Annotated in this window: 16 protein-coding genes and 1 pseudogene; 8 read left to right on the top strand and 9 right to left on the bottom strand. The window is 59.5% G+C overall.

Annotated elements, in window-relative coordinates; translation table 11 throughout:
• Positions 1-508: 508 nt before the first annotated feature.
• The 4 genes from MQW79_RS09885 (at position 509) to MQW79_RS09870 (ending at position 5,841) form a co-directional block, all read left to right on the top strand.
• Positions 509-1,360: a hypothetical protein gene (locus MQW79_RS09885; RefSeq protein WP_476584325.1), complete on the top strand. Its 852-nt coding sequence runs from the start codon at positions 509-511 to the stop codon at positions 1,358-1,360.
• Between the two features lie 192 nt (positions 1,361-1,552).
• Positions 1,553-2,506 (top strand): DUF7146 domain-containing protein, encoded by a 954-nt coding sequence (locus tag MQW79_RS09880; protein WP_476584324.1) that lies wholly within the window; start codon positions 1,553-1,555, stop codon positions 2,504-2,506.
• The gene (locus MQW79_RS09875; protein ID WP_476584323.1) at positions 2,503-4,416 is read left to right on the top strand and encodes a DUF927 domain-containing protein; all 1,914 of its coding nucleotides are present in this window, start codon (positions 2,503-2,505) and stop codon (positions 4,414-4,416) included. The genes MQW79_RS09880 and MQW79_RS09875 overlap by 4 nt, the downstream gene beginning before the upstream one ends.
• A 471-nt stretch (positions 4,417-4,887) precedes the next feature.
• On the top strand, positions 4,888-5,841 hold the full coding sequence (locus tag MQW79_RS09870) for a sensor domain-containing diguanylate cyclase (protein ID WP_476584322.1): 954 nt from the start codon (positions 4,888-4,890) through the stop codon (positions 5,839-5,841).
• A 330-nt stretch (positions 5,842-6,171) separates the two neighbouring features.
• Here MQW79_RS09870 and MQW79_RS09865 read toward each other — a convergent pair whose 3' ends face one another.
• Together MQW79_RS09865 and MQW79_RS09860 are read right to left on the bottom strand one after the other, a co-directional pair.
• Positions 6,172-7,152, bottom strand: a complete 981-nt coding sequence (locus tag MQW79_RS09865) for a calcium/sodium antiporter (RefSeq protein WP_104893304.1) — start codon at positions 7,150-7,152, stop codon at positions 6,172-6,174.
• Positions 7,153-7,523: 371 nt separating this feature from the next.
• Complete coding sequence (locus tag MQW79_RS09860; protein ID WP_104893305.1) at positions 7,524-7,982, bottom strand: PAS domain-containing protein; 459 nt, start codon at positions 7,980-7,982, stop codon at positions 7,524-7,526.
• A gap of 160 nt (positions 7,983-8,142) precedes the next feature.
• Between MQW79_RS09860 and MQW79_RS09855 the strand changes: the two genes are divergently transcribed.
• Both MQW79_RS09855 and MQW79_RS09850 read left to right on the top strand, forming a co-directional pair.
• The gene (locus MQW79_RS09855; protein WP_104893306.1) at positions 8,143-9,051 is read left to right on the top strand and encodes a mechanosensitive ion channel family protein; all 909 of its coding nucleotides are present in this window, start codon (positions 8,143-8,145) and stop codon (positions 9,049-9,051) included.
• Between the two features lie 622 nt (positions 9,052-9,673).
• Entirely contained in the window at positions 9,674-10,438 is a 765-nt protein-coding gene (locus MQW79_RS09850) for a DUF3800 domain-containing protein (protein ID WP_476584321.1), read from the top strand.
• Between the two features lie 614 nt (positions 10,439-11,052).
• On the opposite strand, the gene MQW79_RS09845 is transcribed toward MQW79_RS09850, so the two are convergent.
• The 7 genes and pseudogenes from MQW79_RS09845 to adh all read right to left on the bottom strand — a co-directional run bounded on the left by MQW79_RS09845 (position 11,053) and on the right by adh (position 16,884).
• Positions 11,053-12,378 (bottom strand): MFS transporter, encoded by a 1,326-nt coding sequence (locus MQW79_RS09845; protein WP_476584320.1) that lies wholly within the window; start codon positions 12,376-12,378, stop codon positions 11,053-11,055.
• 1 nt (position 12,379) lies between these two features.
• Positions 12,380-12,655 (bottom strand): metal-sensing transcriptional repressor, encoded by a 276-nt coding sequence (locus MQW79_RS09840; protein WP_476584319.1) that lies wholly within the window; start codon positions 12,653-12,655, stop codon positions 12,380-12,382.
• A gap of 61 nt (positions 12,656-12,716) precedes the next feature.
• On the bottom strand, positions 12,717-13,463 hold the full coding sequence (locus MQW79_RS09835) for a hypothetical protein (RefSeq protein ID WP_476584318.1): 747 nt from the start codon (positions 13,461-13,463) through the stop codon (positions 12,717-12,719).
• A 12-nt stretch (positions 13,464-13,475) separates the two neighbouring features.
• Positions 13,476-14,193, bottom strand: a pseudogene (locus MQW79_RS09830) (HupE/UreJ family protein).
• 49 nt (positions 14,194-14,242) lie between these two features.
• Complete coding sequence (locus tag MQW79_RS09825; RefSeq protein ID WP_476584317.1) at positions 14,243-14,569, bottom strand: hypothetical protein; 327 nt, start codon at positions 14,567-14,569, stop codon at positions 14,243-14,245.
• A gap of 265 nt (positions 14,570-14,834) precedes the next feature.
• Positions 14,835-15,233, bottom strand: coding sequence for a DUF779 domain-containing protein (locus tag MQW79_RS09820; protein WP_090597856.1), 399 nt, complete (start codon positions 15,231-15,233; stop codon positions 14,835-14,837).
• Positions 15,234-15,363: 130 nt separating this feature from the next.
• A complete protein-coding gene (gene adh, locus MQW79_RS09815; RefSeq protein ID WP_476584316.1) occupies positions 15,364-16,884 on the bottom strand; it encodes an aldehyde dehydrogenase in 1,521 nt (506 codons plus the stop codon).
• Positions 16,885-17,088: 204 nt separating this feature from the next.
• On the opposite strand from adh, the gene MQW79_RS09810 reads away from it, so the two are divergent.
• Together MQW79_RS09810 and MQW79_RS09805 are read left to right on the top strand one after the other, a co-directional pair.
• Positions 17,089-18,924 carry a sigma-54-dependent Fis family transcriptional regulator gene (locus tag MQW79_RS09810; protein WP_476584315.1) on the top strand — a complete coding sequence of 612 codons (1,836 nt, stop codon included), beginning with the start codon at positions 17,089-17,091 and terminating at the stop codon, positions 18,922-18,924.
• 299 nt (positions 18,925-19,223) lie between these two features.
• Positions 19,224-19,856 carry a tyrosine-type recombinase/integrase gene (locus MQW79_RS09805; RefSeq protein WP_476584314.1) on the top strand — a complete coding sequence of 211 codons (633 nt, stop codon included), beginning with the start codon at positions 19,224-19,226 and terminating at the stop codon, positions 19,854-19,856.
• Positions 19,857-20,198 lie beyond the last annotated feature (342 nt).

The following is a 20,198-nucleotide window of genomic DNA, read 5'->3' as shown; positions in this document are numbered from 1 at the left end:
GGTGAGGACATTATCGCCCTCCTTGCGCCGGGCGAATGAAGAGGAGATGCCGCTGCACCACCACGTGGTCCAAGCGAAGCCGGGGTGAGGCAAATGCTGGGGCGACAACACGGAAAGGAGTCATCGCCGGGACTCGCCGGATATATTGGCGGTATCAGTCTCCAGCGAGGGTCAAACTTGCTTTGCAAACGACAGGCCGAAATGGGCTTCTACAGGGGCAGGATGACCTGTTTCAGTGTGTGGGAATTCGTAACGGAAGGTCCTTTTTGAAGGGCCGTTCAAGAAAAAATCCAACACACGTTGCAGTTGGGTGTTTGTCGAATTTTCTGTTTCTGGGTGACCTCAAGCATCCCAAACACCAAACACTCCTACACCTTCCTCTTAGATTCTTCTTGAACGGGTTTCTGTCGTTGGTACTTGTTCGTTCTATCTACAGGCGCGGTGTTTTGGTGTTTTGAGGCGCTGCTTCTTCCGCGCCGCGGGCCGGAGTGATGTGACACGATTGTAAATGGATAGAAGAAGTATTCTCGAAAGCATTCAGAAGGGCAGCTTAACTCCGGACGAGGGGGAGCGGCTGGCCGAAAAGGCGGGTCTGCCAAGTTTGCGGCAGCCCGATCCGGATGCTTCTCTGTTTTCCTTGGAAACCCTTCCTTTTTGGTCGCCCGCCATGGTCGTCGCATGGATCGTCTGGCGCTCGCAGGAAGAAGTCTTGCTCGAGATGCAGGACTACAACGATGTCCGGGAAGTCTGGCAGGAAGTCAGAATAGGGCATGGCAAGGCAACCGGGTGGCGTCTCGGCGTACCGCCGCGGCCGGACATGACTCGAGTCAATCGAACGTATCCATTTACGGTCGGTCACAGCGAGACCCCGAGCGAGCGTGTTTCAGATGCTGTCACCGAACTCATCAACGAGTTATCGCTGGGACACCTGACAGCCACTGGCGTGGAATTTCCTCGCCGGATTCCTCGAGAGATTGAGCCGAGCGAATGGTCTCAGCTTCGCCATGGTTGGAGTCCGAAGGACGGTGACACATTCCGTTTTGCTACGGATGCCCGTAGGCACTTCGTTTCAGTCGAGCTGCGGCAAAGCCAGGTGGCGGCGATTTGGCCCGCAGCCGGGACATCGGGACCAGCCATCGGCGAAAGCGGACCACGCTATTCCGTTGTTCCACCGCCGGCGAAACGCAACACGCTTCAGCAGAAGCTCTTGGAAGGCTTCTTTTCGGATTCCAGTGCTTGTCCAGACCCCACGGACCCCGACGATGGAAAGGTTTATGGCCAATTCGTGAAATGGCTAGAGTCGCGGAAGGCGCGTACGATTCCATCAATGTCGACGTTTCGGCGACATCGGCGGAGGTGATTTGGTGCCAAATTTCTGATTCATTGAGGTTTTTTGTGCTGTTGCCACTATTGCTCCAGTTGACCTTATTGGCGGTAGCGACTGAGCAGGTCTGAACCCATCCTCGTGTGCAGAACAAGCACACAGGACATCATGCCAAGTTCAACCAGTTTCAAGAGTATTGCCGAGGCGGCCCGTTTGGCGTCTCCCCGAATGGCCAAAATGCTGTTGGGAGAGCCGGTCTGGACCAGCAAGGAAGAATGGAGATGGCGAAAGAACCTTTCGTTGTCGCTCTGCGTATCCGGGCACAATAGGGGCCGGTGGCGCGACTTTGAGTCCGGGGAACATGGCGACATCCTTGATCTCGTTCAGAAGTTGCAGGGTCTTTCACTCAGGGACGCGGCGCGATGGGTCGCCGATCAAACTGGCGTTGCTGACCGAACCACAATAGTTGAGCCGTCATTTTCTCGGGGGTCGTCTCGTCCGGAGAAGCTGGAGGACGCACGCCGAATATGGGACGCCTCCTCCCATCTGTCCGGATCATTGGCCGAGCAATATCTGCGCTTTCGACTTTGTGGCGAGGCAATTCCAGAACGAGTTCTTGAAGACGATAGCGTGCGCTATTGCGCAATGTCGCACATGCCGGCTCGTCGGCGGTTTTCCGGGCCATGCGGAGCAATGATCGCAAAGCTCGTAGATCCAAAGAGCAACGAGTTTCGGGGCGTGCAACGAACTTTTCTCGATGCTCACGGTCGCCGTTTCATCGACAGGGATGGAACTACGATGACGGCTCGACTTCTCGGATCCTCTGGCGTCGTGAAATTGTGGGACGACGCAGAAGTGTCGGTCGGTCTGGCCCTGGGGGAAGGCGTCGAAACCTGCCTCTCTGCGTACCACCTCCTAGGTGGCCCGCCCGTCTGGGCCACTCTATCGGCATCGACTCTTGCGGGCTTTCCCCCATTGACCGGCATTGAGGCCGTCACCCTCTATGTCGATGCAGACCTTCCAGACAAGAACGGGCGTAAGGCAGGGGAGGCAGCCGCGGCTTCCTTGGTAGCTCGCTGGAACTCTGTGGCTCCGCGAGTCGAGTTCACTCGACATGCACCTCGTCGTCCGGGTCAGGACTTCAACGATCTGCTGCAGGACGTTTTTAGGATTGCCGCATGACGATGGATACGACACGGCGCGCGCTAGCACAGCAGCTGACGGAAACGGTCGTCTCATCGGGCGGACAGATTGGGGCCAATCAAGCAATTCCATATTCGACGAACACTTCGGATGGTCCCGAAAGTCCCACCGCAGTGGTCGAACCGGATGTGCTGGATCCCGTATCTCAACTGCTTCAGACCGGACCTGCAAAGCTGTCGGTCAAATGCGGCGAGTACGTTAGTCATGGCGGTTACCGCTCTACGGACAGGGGGCTGTTCTTTGTTCCATCTGCGTCGGTGGAAGATGGCTCACAAGGAGATCCCGTCTTCATCTGTGACCCAGTGCGTATCGTGGCCCAAAGTCGCGACGAGGCTCGCACGTCATGGGGTATCATCGTGGCATGGACCGACGATGATGGTTTCGAGCACGCGGCAGATATCGCGTTCGACAGCCTTCAATCCACGGGAGAAGCAGTCCGAACGCTGTTGTTGTCCGGTGGTCTCCGGACGGATCCTAGTCGGACTGCACGAACGCATCTTGTTCGCTACCTTTCAGGGGTCCGGAGCAATCGTCGTCTGACGATGACGGATCGTTGCGGTTGGCATGCTGCTGATTATGTCACAGCAAGTCGGGTTTTCGGCGCACAGCAGAGTGTCCTCATTTTCAAGTCGCGGGCCGAGAGCAATAGCCGGCTTGAGCAGCGGGGCTCACTTAAGGACTGGCAGGAAAGCATTGGCAGGTATGCCATAGGTAATCCATTGCTTCTGCTTGCGCTGGGTGCCGCGTTCGCCGGACCACTTCTCCGCCCACTTGGTCAGCCCGGGGGTGGATTCCACTTCCGAGGTCCTTCTAGCGTCGGGAAGAGCGTGCTTCTGAAGGCTGCATCGAGCGTATGGTCAGTTTCCGGAAGTTTCGTGAAGACATGGCGCGCGACGTCGAACGGACTTGAAGGGATCGCGACCGGGCACAACGACGGACTTCTTCTTCTCGATGAACTGGGTGAAAGCGAGCCCAAATCGGCATTGGCAGCGGTTTATATGCTGGCTAATGGCGTTGGAAAGGTACGCGCCAATAGGGCCGGTGAGGCAAGGCCAGCTGCCCGCTGGTCGCTGCTATTTTTGTCGACCGGCGAAATCTCGCTTGCGGACCTCGCATCTTCCGATCGCTTCGCCAAGTCGGACGATACGATGGCCGGGCAGGAAGTTCGGTTTCTCGACGTTTCGGCCGATACCGGCTGCCATGGAGTTTATCACAGACTTCATGAGTTCAGCACCGGACGGGCGTTGTCTGAGCACCTCGAGGACGCCTGTCGCAGGATTGGTGGCAGGCCAATTGAGAGTTTTCTGCAACGAGTTGTCGAATGGCAACCGTCTGACTTCGAACGGCTATCGAAGCGTTTGGAGGATCAGCGAAAAATGCTCGTGGAAGACATTGCCGATGGCCAAATTGGCCGAGCGGCGCGACGTGTGGCGCTGGCGTCGATCGGCGCGCAAGTCGCTGCCGAGCTTGGCGTAGCACCGTGGAGCCCATCTGACGCCTTCGATGGTTCCCGGGTGCTTTTCGAGTCCTGGCTGAGAGAGCGCGGAGGCACAAAACCGCTGGAGGACGTGCAGGCTGCTCGTCGAGTGAGAGACTATATTCTCGCCAATCTCGGACGATTCCAGGAAGCTTCGAGCAAATACTCAATCGATCAGCGGGCGGGGTTTGTCATAAGGTCGGAAGGGCAGGGCCACACATATGCCCTACAGCCGAAGGCTTTCACCGACGCACTTAGGGGCCTGAACACGACGACCGCAGCGAGGGCTTTGCACGATATGGGATACGGGGAGGGACCGGATACGAACGGCAAATTCAGCCACTCGAAATTCCTTGGCGGGCATCAGGTCAGGGTCTACCTGATCAACGAGTCAATCATGGGCGCGGAGTAGGGGCTCCATCTGCGGAAACTTCTTCCAGATCCCTTAAACTTTGCGTCAAAGTCGCCAGTCTTGATCAGGATTGGCAAAACATGCGTAGTTTAGGTTGTGTGTGCTACCAATACCTGCCGCGCGAGCGGCTGAAAAAAGGTTCGACAGTGGCTCCTCGAAAAGGAACGCTATACCTGTCGCGAAAGCGGCTGTGGCAGCCAGCCGCCATCGCGTCGATGCTAGACTAAAAGCTTCTTAAGGGCCCATTTCCGGACAGACCGTTGAGCGCCCCATTCCTGCCATTCAGGCTGTCTTCTGCACTTCCCGGAAGACGACGGTCCGCTCAAGTCGAGGCAATCTCTATTGCGACGCGCGCGCGAACTCTCTGGAATGGAGCGCCAGGCCCGCCACGACAACAAACAAAGACGCAAACACCCGTAAGTCGCCTTTAAGGAGGTTCTCCTAAGCTCAAATCGCCAAGGAGCTATGGGAATGGACTGGTTATCGGAACGGCAACTAGCGGGCGCTGTGCTCGACGCACTTACAGCAAGCATCTGCGTTGTCGATCACAACGGTGTAATTGTGGCCGTCAACGAGGCTTGGCGGCGCTTTTCGAGCGACAATGGTGGCGCGGGCGCCTTTCTTGGTGAGAACTATCTTGACGCCTGCAGACACGCAACGGGAACAGACGCCCGTGCGGCCAAGCGCTTCGGTGACAGGGTCGAGGATGTGCTTGCGGGACGTTGCGAAAGATTTGAAACTGAATATCCTTGTCATTCACCAACGCAGCAGCACTGGTATCTTGCCCGCGTGACCCGCTTACGCACACCTGACACGGGTACCATAGGCCACACCCCCAGTGTTGCGGTTATCTCGCATCAAGACATTACGTCCCGAAAGCTCCTGGAGTTCGAACTAAAAAAACTTGCTGAAACTGATGAGCTCACTGGCCTTAAGAACCGAAGGCGGTTTCTAGCGGGAGCCGGTAAGGCGTTGGAGCGGCTCAAGCGCAATGGCACGCCAGCCTGTCTATTTATCGTCGACCTAGATCACTTCAAAGCCATCAACGACACACACGGACACGCGGCCGGCGACGAAGCCCTTCGCCACGTTGCAGGGCAATTTAGGTGCGCTATCCGTCGTCGTGATCTGTTAGCGCGGATTGGCGGGGAGGAGTTCGCAGTCCTTTTACCCAGCACTGATGAGTGGGGTGCCATCATGGTCGCGGAGCGTTTGCGCGCACTGATCGCCTCATCTACACTGGACGTAGAAACTGGAACGATCAACCTGACTGCAAGCATCGGTGTGACGGCTCTACGAAAGGGCGATCACAATCCAGATGATGCTATGGGACGCGCTGACCGTGCGCTCTATCGCTCCAAGGATGAAGGACGCAATCGGGTCCGGGCTTCGACCTTACTCCCGGCGCCAGCCGTCATCGCATGATCCAATCGCCAATCGAACCGCGGTGGACTGCCCCTGGCCCGCAAGATGCGGCCCGCACTATGAGGCATACGCGACCATAGATGCGCCCGTTGCCCTTACCGTCAGCAAGGACACGGTCTGCACGCCAATAGATATGGTCATAGGTTGAGTGCCACAGCGTGACGGCGCGCGTGCCAAGCCTGGGCGCGACCATCAGAGGTCAGGTGGTTTGGCCGCTGCTGAATTGCGTGCGAAGACAACCTTTGTCACGATGTGCGCGACCGCCAGACTAGGATTCATACTTTGTCGCCGCTCTTCGGCTGCCGATGCTGCGAAGATAGGAGCCAGAGCCTACGGCCAGACGAAATAGATATAGGCAACGTATCCGGCAAGTAGAACTGCCCCTTCCCTGCGGCCGATCCGCAGTCCGGTCCACGCGAAGAGTACGAGCACCAGAGATACACCGACCATGACGAGATTGTCGAAGCCGACAATCTCAGCGGGGACTGCGCCAGGTGCAATCAGGGCTGTAACGCCACCGATGCCGAGGATGTTATAGATGTTCGAGCCTATGATGTTTCCGAACGCTACATCGCCCTGCTTGCGGAGGCCGGCAACAACCGAGGTTACAAGTTCGGGCATGGACGTGCCAACCGCGACAATGGTCAACCCAATGACTGTCTCCGCAATGCCTAAACCGCGCGCCAGTGATACCGCCCCATCAACGAGAAACCGCCCGCCGAGAATGACCAGGACAAGACCGCCCAAAGCGATCAGCCCTGAGACGAGGAGGGAGCCGCCCATCTTCGCTGGCGGTACAACGCCAGTATCGGTCTCTTGTAGCGCGAGGCTCTTGTCATAGATTGCCCCATGGCCATCGGGAGCTGATGATTGCTCTTGCCGGAACGCAAGATAGACATAGGCGACAAGCGCACCGACAAAGACGACGCCAATGCCCCGGCCAAGCGGCACAATAAATGCGATCGCGGCAAAGGCTGTCACGACGGCAAGCATGACAACGCCATCGCGTTTCAGCGCCGTTGAGGCAATAATCATCGGGCTTATTGTGGCTGCAACACCTGCGATCAGCAGCGTATTTGCGATATTTGAACCTACGATGTTGCCATAGGCGATGCCTGGCGCATTTGCGAGCGCTGCTTGCACTGAGGTGACCAGTTCCGGAGCAGAGGTGCCAAAACCGACAAGGGTCAGTCCAATCACTAGCGGCGACACACCAAGACGGGTCGCAACCTGCACGGCGCCACGCACAAGCAGTTCGCCGCCCAAGATCAAAAGGACAAGCCCTCCAAAGAGCGGTACCCAGATCTCCATCAAATTTCGTGCTCCTGTATTTGAGCGTTTGGAACGTGTCGCCAAACTCGCGGCGTCGGCGAAACTGGGGCTTCCTGCTGCAGGAGCTTTCCGCGACGGCCGGATCGCGTATGTTGAACATCAAGCATACTGCAAAAACTTGGCATGCAAATTTCGCCAAGTCGACCGGCAGATCCTCTCAATGTGGCCTTGCAGAACGGGTTTAGGATTGCGCGTGAAGTTTTCACCGCATTTCCGCAGCCGAACGCCCAGCTGGCCACCACGATATCGCCGGACGCATCCCAGTCCATTCCAAGGCTCTGTCCAGGGAATCGACCGCACGGCCTTTATGTTAAAGGGTGATACCGCGTGCCGAATTCCGAAATTGGGGCTCAGTCGAGCTCGTGTTTTTCTGTGGCCGCAAGGTCAAGTGCAATCAACTGAAGACGCTCTTGCAAGAAACGCATTCGTGTAATGTCACTCTGGATGCCGATATAGTGCGTTGCTCTGCCCATAGGATCCTTGACCGGCGTCAGCGAGAGCCGGTTCCAGAATGGAGTGCCGTTCTTTCGGTAGTTTAGCACGTCCACGATCAAGGGGGCGCCACTGGCGATTGCAGCCCTCATTTGCGCGATGGCGTCTGAGCTCGTATCTGGCCCTTGAAGAAAGCGACAATTTTGCCCGATGACTTCGCTGCGTTCATAACCTGTCATTTTTTCAAAGCCGCGGTTCACGTAGACGAGCGGTGCACCAGGCATGCGAACATCAGACAACGTCAAAGCTTGGATCGAAGGATCGAGCTTTGCGTCGGAAATTTCGGGCCCAGGGAGGGCGTGCCTTGTGAGCGTCATTGTTCCGCAGACCAGATGCAATCGGTTCGAATGTTTGGCTATCGCTATGATAGCACAGGTGCGGGCGGACAAGTATGCCGACTATGCCACGAAGATCGCGCCGCTCGGTTTGCAAGCTGTTGGGTTGATATGGGTACAGACTTCATGATGGAAGGAATAAATGGGATCTGACCCGACCAATTTCTTATTGCCGCTGCCAGCACTCGACGGCCTCGCACTGCTGGACATCGCGGCCTCGATAGCCCTGCTCGGCCTCTTGGTGGTGATCCGCTTGGTCGCCACCCGCTTGCTCCGGAGCAAGACGGAAGCCAGTCCGCATATTCAGCGTCGCTGGTCCGCAACGATCCGCAACGTCTTGTTCCTCCTGGGCGTGATTGGCCTGGTGCTGATCTGGGCCCCGCAACTTCGCACCTTTGCCCTTTCGCTGACCGCTGTTGCAGTTGCCCTTGTGGTGGCGACCAAGGAACTTATCCTGTGTTTTTCAGGGTCGTTCCTGCGTGCCTCGACCCGATCCTTCTCCATTGGAGATCGGATCGAAATCGGCAATTCGCGAGGCGAGGTTGTGGACCACAACATCTTCGTCACCGCATTGCATGAATTCGATGGCAACGTCCAATATTTTCAGTTCACCGGTCGGACCGTTGTGATCCCCAACAGCATCTTGCTCAACACGCCGGTGCGCAATTTCTCACTTTTGCGAGATTTCATCTATCATAGTTTTTCGCTGACGCTCGAGCCGACCACGAATGTGTTCGGGCACCGAGACATGATCGAGGCGACCGTCGATCAGCACTACGCTCCCCACCGAGCGCAGGCCGAGCATGTCAATGCCTCCATCGAGCGGCGCAGCGCTGTCGACCTCAAAGATGCACTAGTGTCTGTGCGTTTTGGCACCACCGACATCGGAAAGTACCGCGTCGCCATCACCCTGTTCTGCCCCAGCAATGCTGCCGAGACGCTGGAGCGCCAGATTACCTGCGATCTCATGAGCCGAATGCACGATCTGGCGCGGCAGGCAGAATCCGAGGCTGAACAGTCCAATTCATCTCGGGTTGAGAACACTCTTTAGGTGATGTTCGAAGGCAGCAGACTTCCTCCGCTGGCGACACCAAGCAAGGCGTTGAGGAAGAAGCTCGCCTGATCGACTGCTGCGCGTTTCAATCATCTCCGCTGATCTGCGAAGGGGCATTGCAGGGATTGGACGACTGAACCGGTGCCTTATTAAGCTACAGTCGGCGTGTCTTGCTATCCCGCAAACGGCAGAAATGGGGCTGACACTTGCCGATCGGCAAAGCGCACCATTCCTGCCGTTGAACGGGGTTTCGCGATTGCCGGAAAGCCGACATTGCCGATTGAACGGAGCTACGGCGAATTAGGGGTGGGAAGACGACTGGCAGCAGTCGGCACCGAGAGGCGAATAGCGGACGTGTGGGGTCGAAAACCATTTGTGCAATAGGCGGCGGATTGCAAATCCGTGTACTCCGGTTCGTTTCCGGAGACGGCCACAGCAAATTTTCAAATAAATTCAGATAGTTGCCTTTGAGCAGGGCGCTCGGTAGGGCCTCGCCGTGTTGCATTCGTGTTGCGTCCAGCTACCCAGCATTTCCAGGCCTTTCTCGACACCCCCGGCGAATCCATGCGACATGGATGCGACATGCGGTGGCGCCTAGGCCAGGTCGGAGCGGGGTTAGTTGGAGTACGGAGACTACGTCATCTACGTGGATGAGAGCGGTGATCACAGCCTGTCATCGGTTGATGACAACTATCCGATTTTCTGCTTGGCCTTATGTATCTTCAAGAAGGCGGACTACGTGCATGTAGCCGTTCCGGCCATGCAGGACTTCAAGTTTCGCTGGTTTGGACACGACATTGTGGTGATGCACGAGGCGGACATTGTAAAGCGCCGCGGACTGTTCCACTTCCTTCAATTCGACAAGCGCCGCGAGGAATTCCTGGATGACCTTACCAGCGTCATAGAAGCAATGCCGATGACGGTGATCACCGCCGTGATCCGCAAGGACGGCCTGAAGCGGAAATACAAAGCTCCCGAAAACCCATATCAGCTCGCGCTGCTCTTCTGCCTCGAGAAGGCGCACAGGTTTTTACAGGAGGTGGATGCGCAGAACGCGCGCTGCCATGTCGTTTGCGAATCCCGCAGCCCAAAGGTGGCTGGTCAGGGTAAAGAGGACAAGGACCTGGAGCTTGAGTTTCGGAGGATTGTCGCCGGCGATCATTACCTGGCGCGCGAGCAGAAGATGCCGTGCTTTGAAATCGTATTTGCGTCCAAGCTGGCAAATAGTACGGGACTGCAGATCGCGGACATGATTGCGCGACCAATTGGTCTGCGAGTTCTTCGGGGCGGTCAAGAAAACCGCGCCTTCGACGTCATCAGTCCAAAAATATGGAGGGGCCCGCAAGGGACGAACCTGCAGTTTGGGATGAAGGTGTTCCCCTGAAAAAGCGAAAGGCCCCGGATAAACCGAGGCCATGACGCCGGCCAGGAACGAACCCCAACCCATTTACACAGGTATATACACGCTCATACCCGAGAGTTCCACGATTCTCTCGGAATGGTGACTGCGTCGCGTTTCGGCAGTGCTGTCGTTACGGCCCTGTCATGATAAGTTGGCTGCTTTCGCCCTCGCGTGCGGCTGTCGCGGTGACCATCACTTCCTGTACTGATAAAGCCGTTTATCGAAACGCCGAGCGAATCCTAGAACGGCCGCTTTTGGGTAACGGGCCAACTCGGGGCCTAACCTGATAGAGAGCAGCCCGCGTTGAACGGCTGTAGGATCCGGTGGGCGGACATCGGGATGGGCCCGCGCCTGTGCCGGGGTGACAGCCGGTGGATCAGGATACTGCTACGGCAGGCTTCAGGCATTTGCTTGGTTCGGCGGAACGACCGCAATGGGGTCGGGAGAGGCCGGTCGGCAAGGCGCCCCATTCCAGTCGTTAGACGACGCCTCTCGACCTCCTGAAAGCGGACATTCCCTGAAGCCGAGTGAGCGACCAGTTTGGGGTGGGTTTCGGACTGTACGCTTCTGATCAGGATCGAGCCAATCCAGACGGCTTAACGCGCAGCGTCCGGCCACATCACGTGATCGCTGTCGATGACGAAGGCATGGCTGTGGCTGTGCCCTGCCTGCACATGCCGTGCACCTTGTAGATGCGGATGGTCGGCGGGGAGGTTGGCGTGCACATGTTCCAGCTCGACCGGGTCAGCGGCGGGCCAGAGCCACAGCGCAGCGACCATGCCAAGTGTGGCGACAGCACCCATGACGACAAAGGTTATGGGCAGTCCGGCCGTCGCCCCGAGCCAGCCGGCCAGCGGATAGGTGACGAGCCAGGTGGCATGCGACAAGGCGAACTGCGCCGCAAAAAGGGCGGGCCGGTCTTCGGGATGAGAAGAGCGCCGGATGAGCCGGCCAGACGGGGTTTGGGTCGCGGAATAGCCGATACCGATGACGAACCAGATGGCCAGCAGCACCCCATAGGACGGCAAGAGGCTCCCCGCCAACATCGTCAGCACCAGAATGCCGGCACCGGACAGCATCACGGGCCGGTCGGCATATCGATCCAGCAGGCGCGGCAGCGCGAACGCCGCCAGCATGGAGCCACCGCCGAACGCGGCAAGTGCGAAGGCCGTCGACTGCTGGTCGAGGCCGAAACGCGATTGCACCAGAACGACCGTGTTGACGATGACCATCGCCCCGGCGGCCGAGACGGCGAAGGTCAGCGCCAGAAGGCCGCGCAACCGAGGCGTCTTGAGGTAGATGCGCATGCCGCGCGTCGTACGGTCGTATATGCCACGCGGTGCAACCGGCTTCGGGCTGGGCAGGACCACCGACACGACCAGGAACGCCGAGACGATGAAGCCGATGACGGTGCCGGCAAACAGGTTGTTGAAAGTCATGGCGGTCAGCAATGCGGCCGCGAGCAGGGGACTGGCGACGCTTTCTAGATCATAGGCCAGTCGCGACAACGACAGCGCCCGGGTATAATCCCGCTCGTCGGGGAGGATGTCCGGGATGGTGGCCTGGAAGGTCGGCGTGAATGCTGCCGATGCCGACTGCAGGACGAAGATGAGGACGTAGACCTGCCAGATCTCGGTCACAAATGGGAGCAGCACAGCGATGGCCGCCCGGACCAGATCGAGGCTGACCAGCATCGCCCGCCGCGGCAGACGCTCGGCAAAGGCAGAGGCCACCGGCGCCACGGCCACATAGGCGACCATCTTGATGGCCAAGGCCGTGCCGAGCACCGCGCCCGCATCGTCGCCGGCCAGACTGAAAGCCAGAAGCCCCAGCGCCACGGTGGCCAGCCCGGTGCCGACCAGCGCGACGATCTGTGCCGCGAACAGGTGACGATAGGTGCGGTTGGCGAGGATGGAGAGCATGTCAGAGATACCGGGCGATGTCGCGGAACTGGTCGATCGTGGCGCGGCTGTCGTCGTCGAGCGTTCCGACAGCGTCTTCGAGGCAATGATCGAGATGATCGTGGATCAGCGCCTTCTTGGCCTGGGTGATGGCCTTTTCAACGGCATGCAACTGCTGGGCGATATCGAGGCAGGGCTTGCCGCTCTCGATCATGGCGATGACCGAGTTGAGGTGACCGCCGGCGCGCTTGAGGCGCTTGACGATATCGGGATGGGAGGCATGGACATGTTCATTCATGCCGCCAGCGTATCCCCCTGGGGGGATGAGTCAAGGGGGCGAGTTTCGCCCCCTTGCTCGGTCAAATGAGCTTGCGCAGCTCCTGATAGTCGCCGCCGGTGCGCAGCGTCACCGTCACGTCCTGGTCCCCCCGATTGCGGAAGAACCAGCCATGCGTTCCCGAAATCGGTGGCACGAGCTGGCCGCTATCGGAGGCAACCCCCCGGCCTTCCTCATAGGTCAGCGACTGGCCTTCGCCCTCGCCATGTGCGTCGAAATTGATGACGCCGCCATCGACCACGAATTCATAGGTGGCGACCGAACCGGCCGCCATGACCAGCTTGTATTCGGTCCCTTCCATCGGGGTCAGGGTGAAGGTGACTTCATCGCGCCATTGCGGGGCGACCGCCACCGGTTCGACGGCTTCGGCCGGGGCGGTTGCCGCGGGGAGCGGAGCGGCAGCCACTGGTGCAGGTTGCGCCGGAACAAGCAATTGCTCGAGGGCAGCAACGCGCTGCGCCAGTTGTTGCAGTTCGGCCGAACTGGCGCTGGTCGCGGGGGTGAATGCGGTGTCGGGGCCAAGGCCGGCGCGCATCTGCGCGCTCAGCCGCTCTTCATCCGCGGCCTCCTGGGCGAGCTGCATCTTGATCTCGCCCATGGTCGTCAGCCCGGTGAGCCGGCCGAAGCCGGTGACGTCCAGTCCGTATTCGGACGGGAGGACCACCGTGACCAGGATGACGACGGCGCTGACGCCGGCGATGATGGTCGAACGGACGAGCTTTTCGTTGGTGGGCAGGTCGGCCTTGCTCGGGAAGTCTGTGTTGTACATGGCGGAATTCCTTTATGGCACGACCACGAGGCCGACGAGTTGGTAACCGAACAGCACGAAGCCGGCGCACATCATGGCGACGTTGGCGGAGTAGGCGAGGGTCCAGAACGAGCGCGTGCGGCGCCAGAAACCCATGACGATGAGGATCGTGGCGAGGGCCAGCAATTGCCCGATCTCGACCCCGACATTGAAGGCGATGAGGTTGGGCAGGAGCCCATCCTCGGACATGTTGTATTCGAGCACCTTCGTGGCGAGGCCCAGGCCATGGAACAGGCCGAAGATCAGCGTCGCCGCCTTGGTGTTTGGCTGGAAGCCCAGCCAGCGCTGGAAGGCGCCGATATTGTCCAGCGCCTTGTAGACCACCGAGAGCCCCGATAATAGCATCGATGAAATAGGAGCTGATGGCCCAGTTGAAGTAGACGCCAAGCACCATGGTGGTGGAATGGCCGATGGCGAAGAGCGACACGTAAATGCCGATATGCTCCATCCGGTAGAGAAAGAAGATCACCCCGAGCAGGAACAGGATGTGATCGTAGCCGGTGATCATGTGCTTGGCCCCGAGATAGACATAGGGCAGCAGGTTCCAGCCGGTGATTTCGGCGATATAGCCAGCGTCGCTTGTGTCGACGCCATGAGCATTGGCAGCGCCGGTCAAGGCGAGCAAAGCCAATAGTGCGAGACTGCCGATCAGCCATGATGGCCGACCCGCCCGCGAAGGATGCAGGGACATAAGGGTTATCCGTGATGCGTTGAAACGGCGCCGATGAAGGCGTGTCGGATCACAGGACCTGTCTGGGTGGGCGCTCGAGGCCCGGCGGCGCTCTTTCGGTCAACGTGTCGAGGAGACTGACCAGGAAGGACTGCGGCAGATCGGGCGTTAAGAGGGCCCAGATCGGCAACCCGCAGGGCACGTCATGGGCATGCTCTATAGAGTCGTGTGCGTCGGAAACATCGCCGGCGTGGGAATGGCCGTGGCTCTCCAGGTCCTCGATCATCGTGGCCGATGACAAGACGTGCGCGGCATTGGCCGAGACCGGCGCGGCCAACATGGCGCTGGCAAGAACCAGCACCATCAGGATCAGCGATGTCAGTTTGCGAAACGGCATGAGGGGAGAGATTACGGCATTGACGTTAAGAATCCGCTAACCTTTCAGCGTCCGCTTTGGGTAAGCTGAAAAGGAGCGGCCAACGACCGAAATGGGGTCGGATGCAGATCGTCAGCGATGCGCCCCATTTCGGTCATTCAACGGATTATTGCATCAACGAGAAAACGGACATGACCTGGATTGTCACCTGATGTGAGAATGCAAAATCAAAAAATCGCAATGGACCAAACTTCAGCATCAGTCACTCCGCAGAAGAGACAAGGCTTCAGGAAAAGAGTGTTGGCGTTCCTCGCCGTGCTATTGGCCCAAGGCGTGCGTACTCGTCATCGGTGAACAAGCGGGAGCGCGTGAGGAACCGCCGCTCGGTGCCATTATCGAGACTGAACATGCCGCCACGACCTGGAATCGCATCGATGATCAACTGGGTATGCTGCCAATATTCGAACTGGCTGGGTGACATGTAGAAGGGAGCGCTGCCGATATCACCCATCTTGACGTCATGGTCGCCGACGATGAATTCGCCTTCAGGATAGCACATCGGCGACGAGCCATCACAACACCCGCCGGACTGATGAAACATAACCGGCCCATGGCGGGCCGTGATGGTGGCGATGAGACTTAAGGCGGCGTCGGTGGCGACGACGCGCGGAACGAGATCAGTCATGGCGGGTTCCTTGCTCGACGGTCATTCCAGCGGGAGGTGGCCAGGGAGAGAGTGGGGTTAGGGCTCTTCCCGCCGGAATGATTTCTGGCGCCCGGAGCTCTCCCCGGGCGCCCGCTCAGGGAGGAGCGGCTTAGAAGAAGCCCAGCTTCTTGGGCGAGTAGCTCACCAGCATGTTCTTGGTCTGCTGGTAGTGGTCAAGCATCATGCGGTGGTTTTCGCGTCCGATGCCGCTCTGCTTGTAACCACCAAAGGCGGCATGGGCAGGATAGGCGTGATAGCAATTGGTCCATACGCGCCCCGCCTGGATGCCTCGGCCGAAGCGATAGGCCCGGTTGGCATCACGCGTCCACACGCCGGCGCCCAGGCCATAAAGCGTGTCATTGGCGATCTCGAGGGCTTCGGCATCGGTCTTGAAGGTCGTCACCGAGACCACCGGGCCAAAGATTTCCTCCTGGAAAATGCGCATCTTGTTGTTGCCAGCAAACACCGTCGGCTTGACGTAGTAACCACCCGCCAACTCGCCACCCAGATTGTTGCGCTCGCCGCCAGTCAGCACCGTGGCGCCTTCCTGCCGGCCGATATCGAGATAGGAGAGAACTTTCTCGAGTTGCTCGGACGAGGCCTGGGCCCCGATCATCGTGCTCATCTCGAAGGGAGAACCCTGCTTGATGGCTTCCACCCGCTTGATCGCCCGTTCCATGAAGCGGTCATAGACGCTTTCCTGGATCAGGGCGCGGCTCGGGCAGGTACACACCTCGCCCTGATTGAGCGCGAACATGGCAAAGCCCTCGAGCGCCTTGTCGAAGAAATCATCGTCTTCGGCCAATACGTCGGCAAAGAAGATGTTCGGCGATTTGCCACCCAGTTCCAGCGTCACCGGGATCAGGTTCTGGCTGGCATATTGCATGATCAGCCGGCCCGTCGTGGTCTCGCCGGTAAAGGCGATCTTGGCGATGCGGTTCGAGCTGGCCAGCGGCTTGCCGGCTTCAAGGCCAAAGCCGTTGACGATATTGACCACGCCGGGCGGCAGGATGTCTTCGATCAATTCCATGAGAAAGAGGATTGATGCCGGCGTCTGCTCGGCAGGCTTGAGGACCACGGCATTGCCTGCCGCTAGCGCGGGCGCCAGTTTCCAGACCGCCATCAGGATAGGGAAGTTCCACGGAATGATCTGCCCCACGACGCCGAGGGGCTCGTGGAAATGATAAGCCACCGTGTCATGGTCAAGTTCGGAAATGCCGCCCTCCTGGGCGCGGATGGCACCGGCGAAATAGCGGAAGTGGTCGATCGCCAGCGGAATATCGGCAGCAGTCGTCTCACGAATTGGCTTGCCATTGTCCCAGGTCTCGGCCAGCGCGATCTCGTCGAGATGTTCTTCCATGCGATCGGCAATCTTGTTGAGCATCACCGCGCGCTGAGCCACCGAGGTTTGGCCCCAGCCCGGCGCGGCCTTATGGGCCGCATCCAGCGCCCGCTCGACATCCGCCGCCTTGGAGCGCGCGACTTCGCAAATCACCTGCCCAGTGACTGGCGAGGTGTTCTCGAAGGTCTCGCCGTCGAGCGCGTCCACCCACTGCCCGCCGATATAATTGCCGTATTTCGCCTTGTACGGAGACTTGGTCCGCTGGCCGACGAATTCAGGTTTATTCATGGCATCCTCCCTTGTTCTTGGATGCCACCGTCATTGCAACCGGCGTGCCAGATGATATCAACCTGTTGAAGCTGTTAGGGAATTCTTGTGGCACCAAGCAGGGGTGGACGCGGTGCGAATTCGGATGCAACACTTTGCAACAACCAGACGCGATGGCCGATGCAACACCTGTTGCAAATTGCCACAACTGGTAGGGAGAGAGCCATGCAACAGGCGTCCGATGCTGCCTTGGTAGCCGCGCGCGAGCGTTTCTTTTCTGGGCACGATCTACCTGAGGGCCTGGTGCCTGCGCCCATATTGCGGTCCTGGCAGCGCTGCGCACAACAGGGCCTCGATGCCTCGGCGGTCATTCATGCCGAACCGGTCACCGCACCCGAGCTTCGCGCCTTCCATGAGCAGAACGAGACCTTACGCCTCCTCTCGCGCTCTGAACTGGTGTCGCTGCGCACCGAAGCGCGGCTTACCGACAGTGTCGTCATCCTCACCGATGCCAATGGCCTCGTGCTCGATACCACGGGAAGCCCCGAATTCGCCGGCCGCGCCGCCGAAGTGGCGCTCCGCCCCGGCGTCACCTGGTCCGAAACTGCCACTGGCACCAATGCCATCGGCACGGCTCTCGCCGAACGTCGCGCCATCGAGGTGCATGGGGGAGAACACTTCTTCGAACCACATGGTATCCTGCATTGCGCCGCATCGCCCATTTTCGACCCTTTCGGGAAGCTCGCTGGCGTGCTCGATCTCTCCGGCCTTGCCTCGGCTGAGCACACCCATGCCATGGGCCTGGTGCGCCTCGCCGTCGAGCAGATCGAACATCGCTTCTTCGCCCGCGGCTTCGATGACATGACCGTGGTGCGCTTCCACCGTACCGCTGATCTCCTGGGCACCGCCCGCGAAGGCATTCTGGTCTTTGATGGCGGGCGTTTGATCGCCGGCAATCGTCGCGCGCTCCATCTCGTCGGGCTCGACCGCAAGGCGCTGCGCCAGTCCACCGCCGAGGAAATCTTTGAAACCGCGGCGCTCGCCACACAGCGCGGCGAACTGCGCGCCCGCAATGGCGAGCGCTTCTTTGCCGCCGTGTCCGAGCCGCGCAAGTCGCCGCTGCGCGTCACCGGCACCCTGCCGCGCGTCGCCAAGTCGGGCGAGCCAGCGCCTTTTCTCACTCCCGAAACCCGCGCCGATCTCGCCAAGGCCATCCGCCTGGTCAATGCCGAAATTCCCCTGCTCATCGCTGGGGAAACCGGTGCCGGCAAGGAAGTCTTCGCCCGCTACCTGCATGGCCTCACCCAGCGCGCCGGCAAGCCCTTTGTCGCCATCAACTGTGCTGCACTGCCCGAGAGCCTGATCGAATCCGAACTCTTCGGCTACCAGCCCGGCGCCTTCACCGGCGCCCGCAAGCAGGGCGCCATTGGCCTGGTGCAACAAGCCGAGGGCGGCATTCTCTTCCTCGATGAAATCGGCGACATGCCGCTCTTGCTGCAGTCGCGCCTCCTGCGCGTCTTGCAGGACAAGGAAGTCGTGCCACTGGGCGGCGGCACCGCGCAGAAGGCTGATTTCGTGCCCGTTTGCGCCACCAATCGCGATCTCAAGGCCATGGTCGAGGCAGGCACCTTTCGCGCCGATCTCTACTACCGCATCGCCCAGTTCACCATCCGCCTGCCGGCCCTGTGTGATTTCCCCGATCGCGCCACTGTCGTCTCGAGCCTCTGGTCCCAGCTCGCGACGGGCCATCCGCCGCTGCCCGCCCCGGTGCTTGCCCGCCTCGCCGCCCAGCCATGGCCAGGCAATTTCCGCGAACTGACCGGGACGCTGCGCGCCCTATCAGCGCTGTGTGAACCAGAACAGCCCATCACTTTGGCCGATCTACCCCAGTTCACCGAACAGGTCACCGCGGCACCTCTGCTGTTCCAGAACGATTTGGGCAGTCTCACCGAAGCCGCAATGCGTCGCGCGGTGGACCAGAATAACGGCAATCTTTCCGCCGCTGCGCGCGCTCTCGGCATCGACCGCTCGACCCTCTACCGACGGCTGGTCTGGAAATAGTTGGAAGAGGCTGATTGAACAGCTGCGTTGGCTCGTGGCTTTGCCAGTATGGGCGCCGCAGTAGACCCGTATTGGCTTTCATTTGACACTCATGAGTGACAACGCGAGGGCCAGCGAATGGCAGTTAATCCACTAGGTCGGCCCGAAAGCCGACAGGCTACAAACGGCCCCGCTGGAGGCGCTGCCGGGGAGGACTGCGGGGCAGGGGGCAATTCTCGCGAGACGGCAAGGCGCCGGCCGGCGAACGTCTCGCCTTAATCGTTCTCAGATTGGCCGATGTTGGCCATAGGAGAATGAAAATGGGTATCTCACAGTACGACCCCGCCGCCAGAGGTCGGCCGGCGTGGAACGCCGGTCGGCAAGTCGGCGCCAAGCGAGCGCTCAAGGTCCGCCAGATCTGGGCAATCAGGTTTTTTCTGGATCGGGAGGGGCGAATGCGCGATCGAGCGCTGTTTGATATGGCAATCGACAGCAAGCTGCGCGGTTGCGACCTGGTCAAGCTCAAGATCGGCACGCTTGTGACCGGCCGTGACATACGCGCCCGGGCGATGGTCATTCAGCAGAAAACCGGTCGACCGGTGCAGTTCGAGATCACAACAGACGCCAGAGCAAGTTTGCTGGCGTGGCTCGAAAGGCGAGGGGGCTCGGTTGAGGATTTCGTCTTTCCCAGTCGAGCCGATCCGAACGACCACCTAAGCACCAGACAATATGCTCGATTGGTCGACGAGTGGGTGACCGCCATCGGTCTTCGCAAGGAGGAATATGGTACGCATTCGCTGCGGCGTACCAAGGCCTCGCTCATCTACAAGGCCACAGGCAATCTCCGGGCCGTGCAGATCCTTCTTGGCCATACCAAGATTGAAAACACGGTCCGATATTTGGGCGTCGATGTCGAAGACGCACTGGAACTTGCGGAACACACCGAGGTCTGATGATCAGCGGCCCCACCGCAGGTGAGGCCGCAACGAGGACACCGCCGGATGCGATCCACAGTAGGAACGCTGCATCCGGACGGTCAGCAATCGCGTGACCGCGGCTATTCCAACGAGCACAACCGGACCATCTTCGACGCGCCCCATTCCGGCCGTTCAACGAAACGTCGCGTGCTCCCAAAAGCGGACACCGCCGGACCGCTGGCTCAACGACCAGATGGGGGTGGAAAAGGGACCGACGGCTTTCAGCGCGGAACTCGCGCTATGAAGACGTCCAACGTTTGGGCACCAAGATTGCCCCACCCACCGGCCGTCACCCTCGGCCTTGAGCCGAGGGCTCTG

It is taken from the genome of Devosia sp. Micro-HW1 (assembly GCF_056341075.1).
This window is presented reverse-complemented; position numbering and strand designations above follow the sequence as displayed.

Excerpts from the sequence above, each read along its gene's own strand:
- MQW79_RS09885 (WP_476584325.1), top strand. The coding sequence starts at position 509 with ATGGATAGAAGAAGTATTCTCGAAAGCATTCAGAAGGGCAGCTTAACT.
- MQW79_RS09880 (WP_476584324.1), top strand. The coding sequence starts at position 1,553 with ATGGCCAAAATGCTGTTGGGAGAGCCGGTCTGGACCAGCAAGGAAGAA.
- MQW79_RS09875 (WP_476584323.1), top strand. The coding sequence starts at position 2,503 with ATGACGATGGATACGACACGGCGCGCGCTAGCACAGCAGCTGACGGAA.
- MQW79_RS09870 (WP_476584322.1), top strand. The coding sequence starts at position 4,888 with ATGGACTGGTTATCGGAACGGCAACTAGCGGGCGCTGTGCTCGACGCA.
- MQW79_RS09865 (WP_104893304.1), bottom strand. The coding sequence starts at position 7,152 with ATGGAGATCTGGGTACCGCTCTTTGGAGGGCTTGTCCTTTTGATCTTG.
- MQW79_RS09860 (WP_104893305.1), bottom strand. The coding sequence starts at position 7,982 with ATGACGCTCACAAGGCACGCCCTCCCTGGGCCCGAAATTTCCGACGCA.
- MQW79_RS09855 (WP_104893306.1), top strand. The coding sequence starts at position 8,143 with ATGGGATCTGACCCGACCAATTTCTTATTGCCGCTGCCAGCACTCGAC.
- MQW79_RS09845 (WP_476584320.1), bottom strand. The coding sequence starts at position 12,378 with ATGCTCTCCATCCTCGCCAACCGCACCTATCGTCACCTGTTCGCGGCA.
- MQW79_RS09840 (WP_476584319.1), bottom strand. The coding sequence starts at position 12,655 with ATGAATGAACATGTCCATGCCTCCCATCCCGATATCGTCAAGCGCCTC.
- MQW79_RS09835 (WP_476584318.1), bottom strand. The coding sequence starts at position 13,463 with ATGTACAACACAGACTTCCCGAGCAAGGCCGACCTGCCCACCAACGAA.
- MQW79_RS09825 (WP_476584317.1), bottom strand. The coding sequence starts at position 14,569 with ATGCCGTTTCGCAAACTGACATCGCTGATCCTGATGGTGCTGGTTCTT.
- MQW79_RS09820 (WP_090597856.1), bottom strand. The coding sequence starts at position 15,233 with ATGACTGATCTCGTTCCGCGCGTCGTCGCCACCGACGCCGCCTTAAGT.
- adh (WP_476584316.1), bottom strand. The coding sequence starts at position 16,884 with ATGAATAAACCTGAATTCGTCGGCCAGCGGACCAAGTCTCCGTACAAG.
- MQW79_RS09810 (WP_476584315.1), top strand. The coding sequence starts at position 17,089 with ATGCAACAGGCGTCCGATGCTGCCTTGGTAGCCGCGCGCGAGCGTTTC.
- MQW79_RS09805 (WP_476584314.1), top strand. The coding sequence starts at position 19,224 with ATGGGTATCTCACAGTACGACCCCGCCGCCAGAGGTCGGCCGGCGTGG.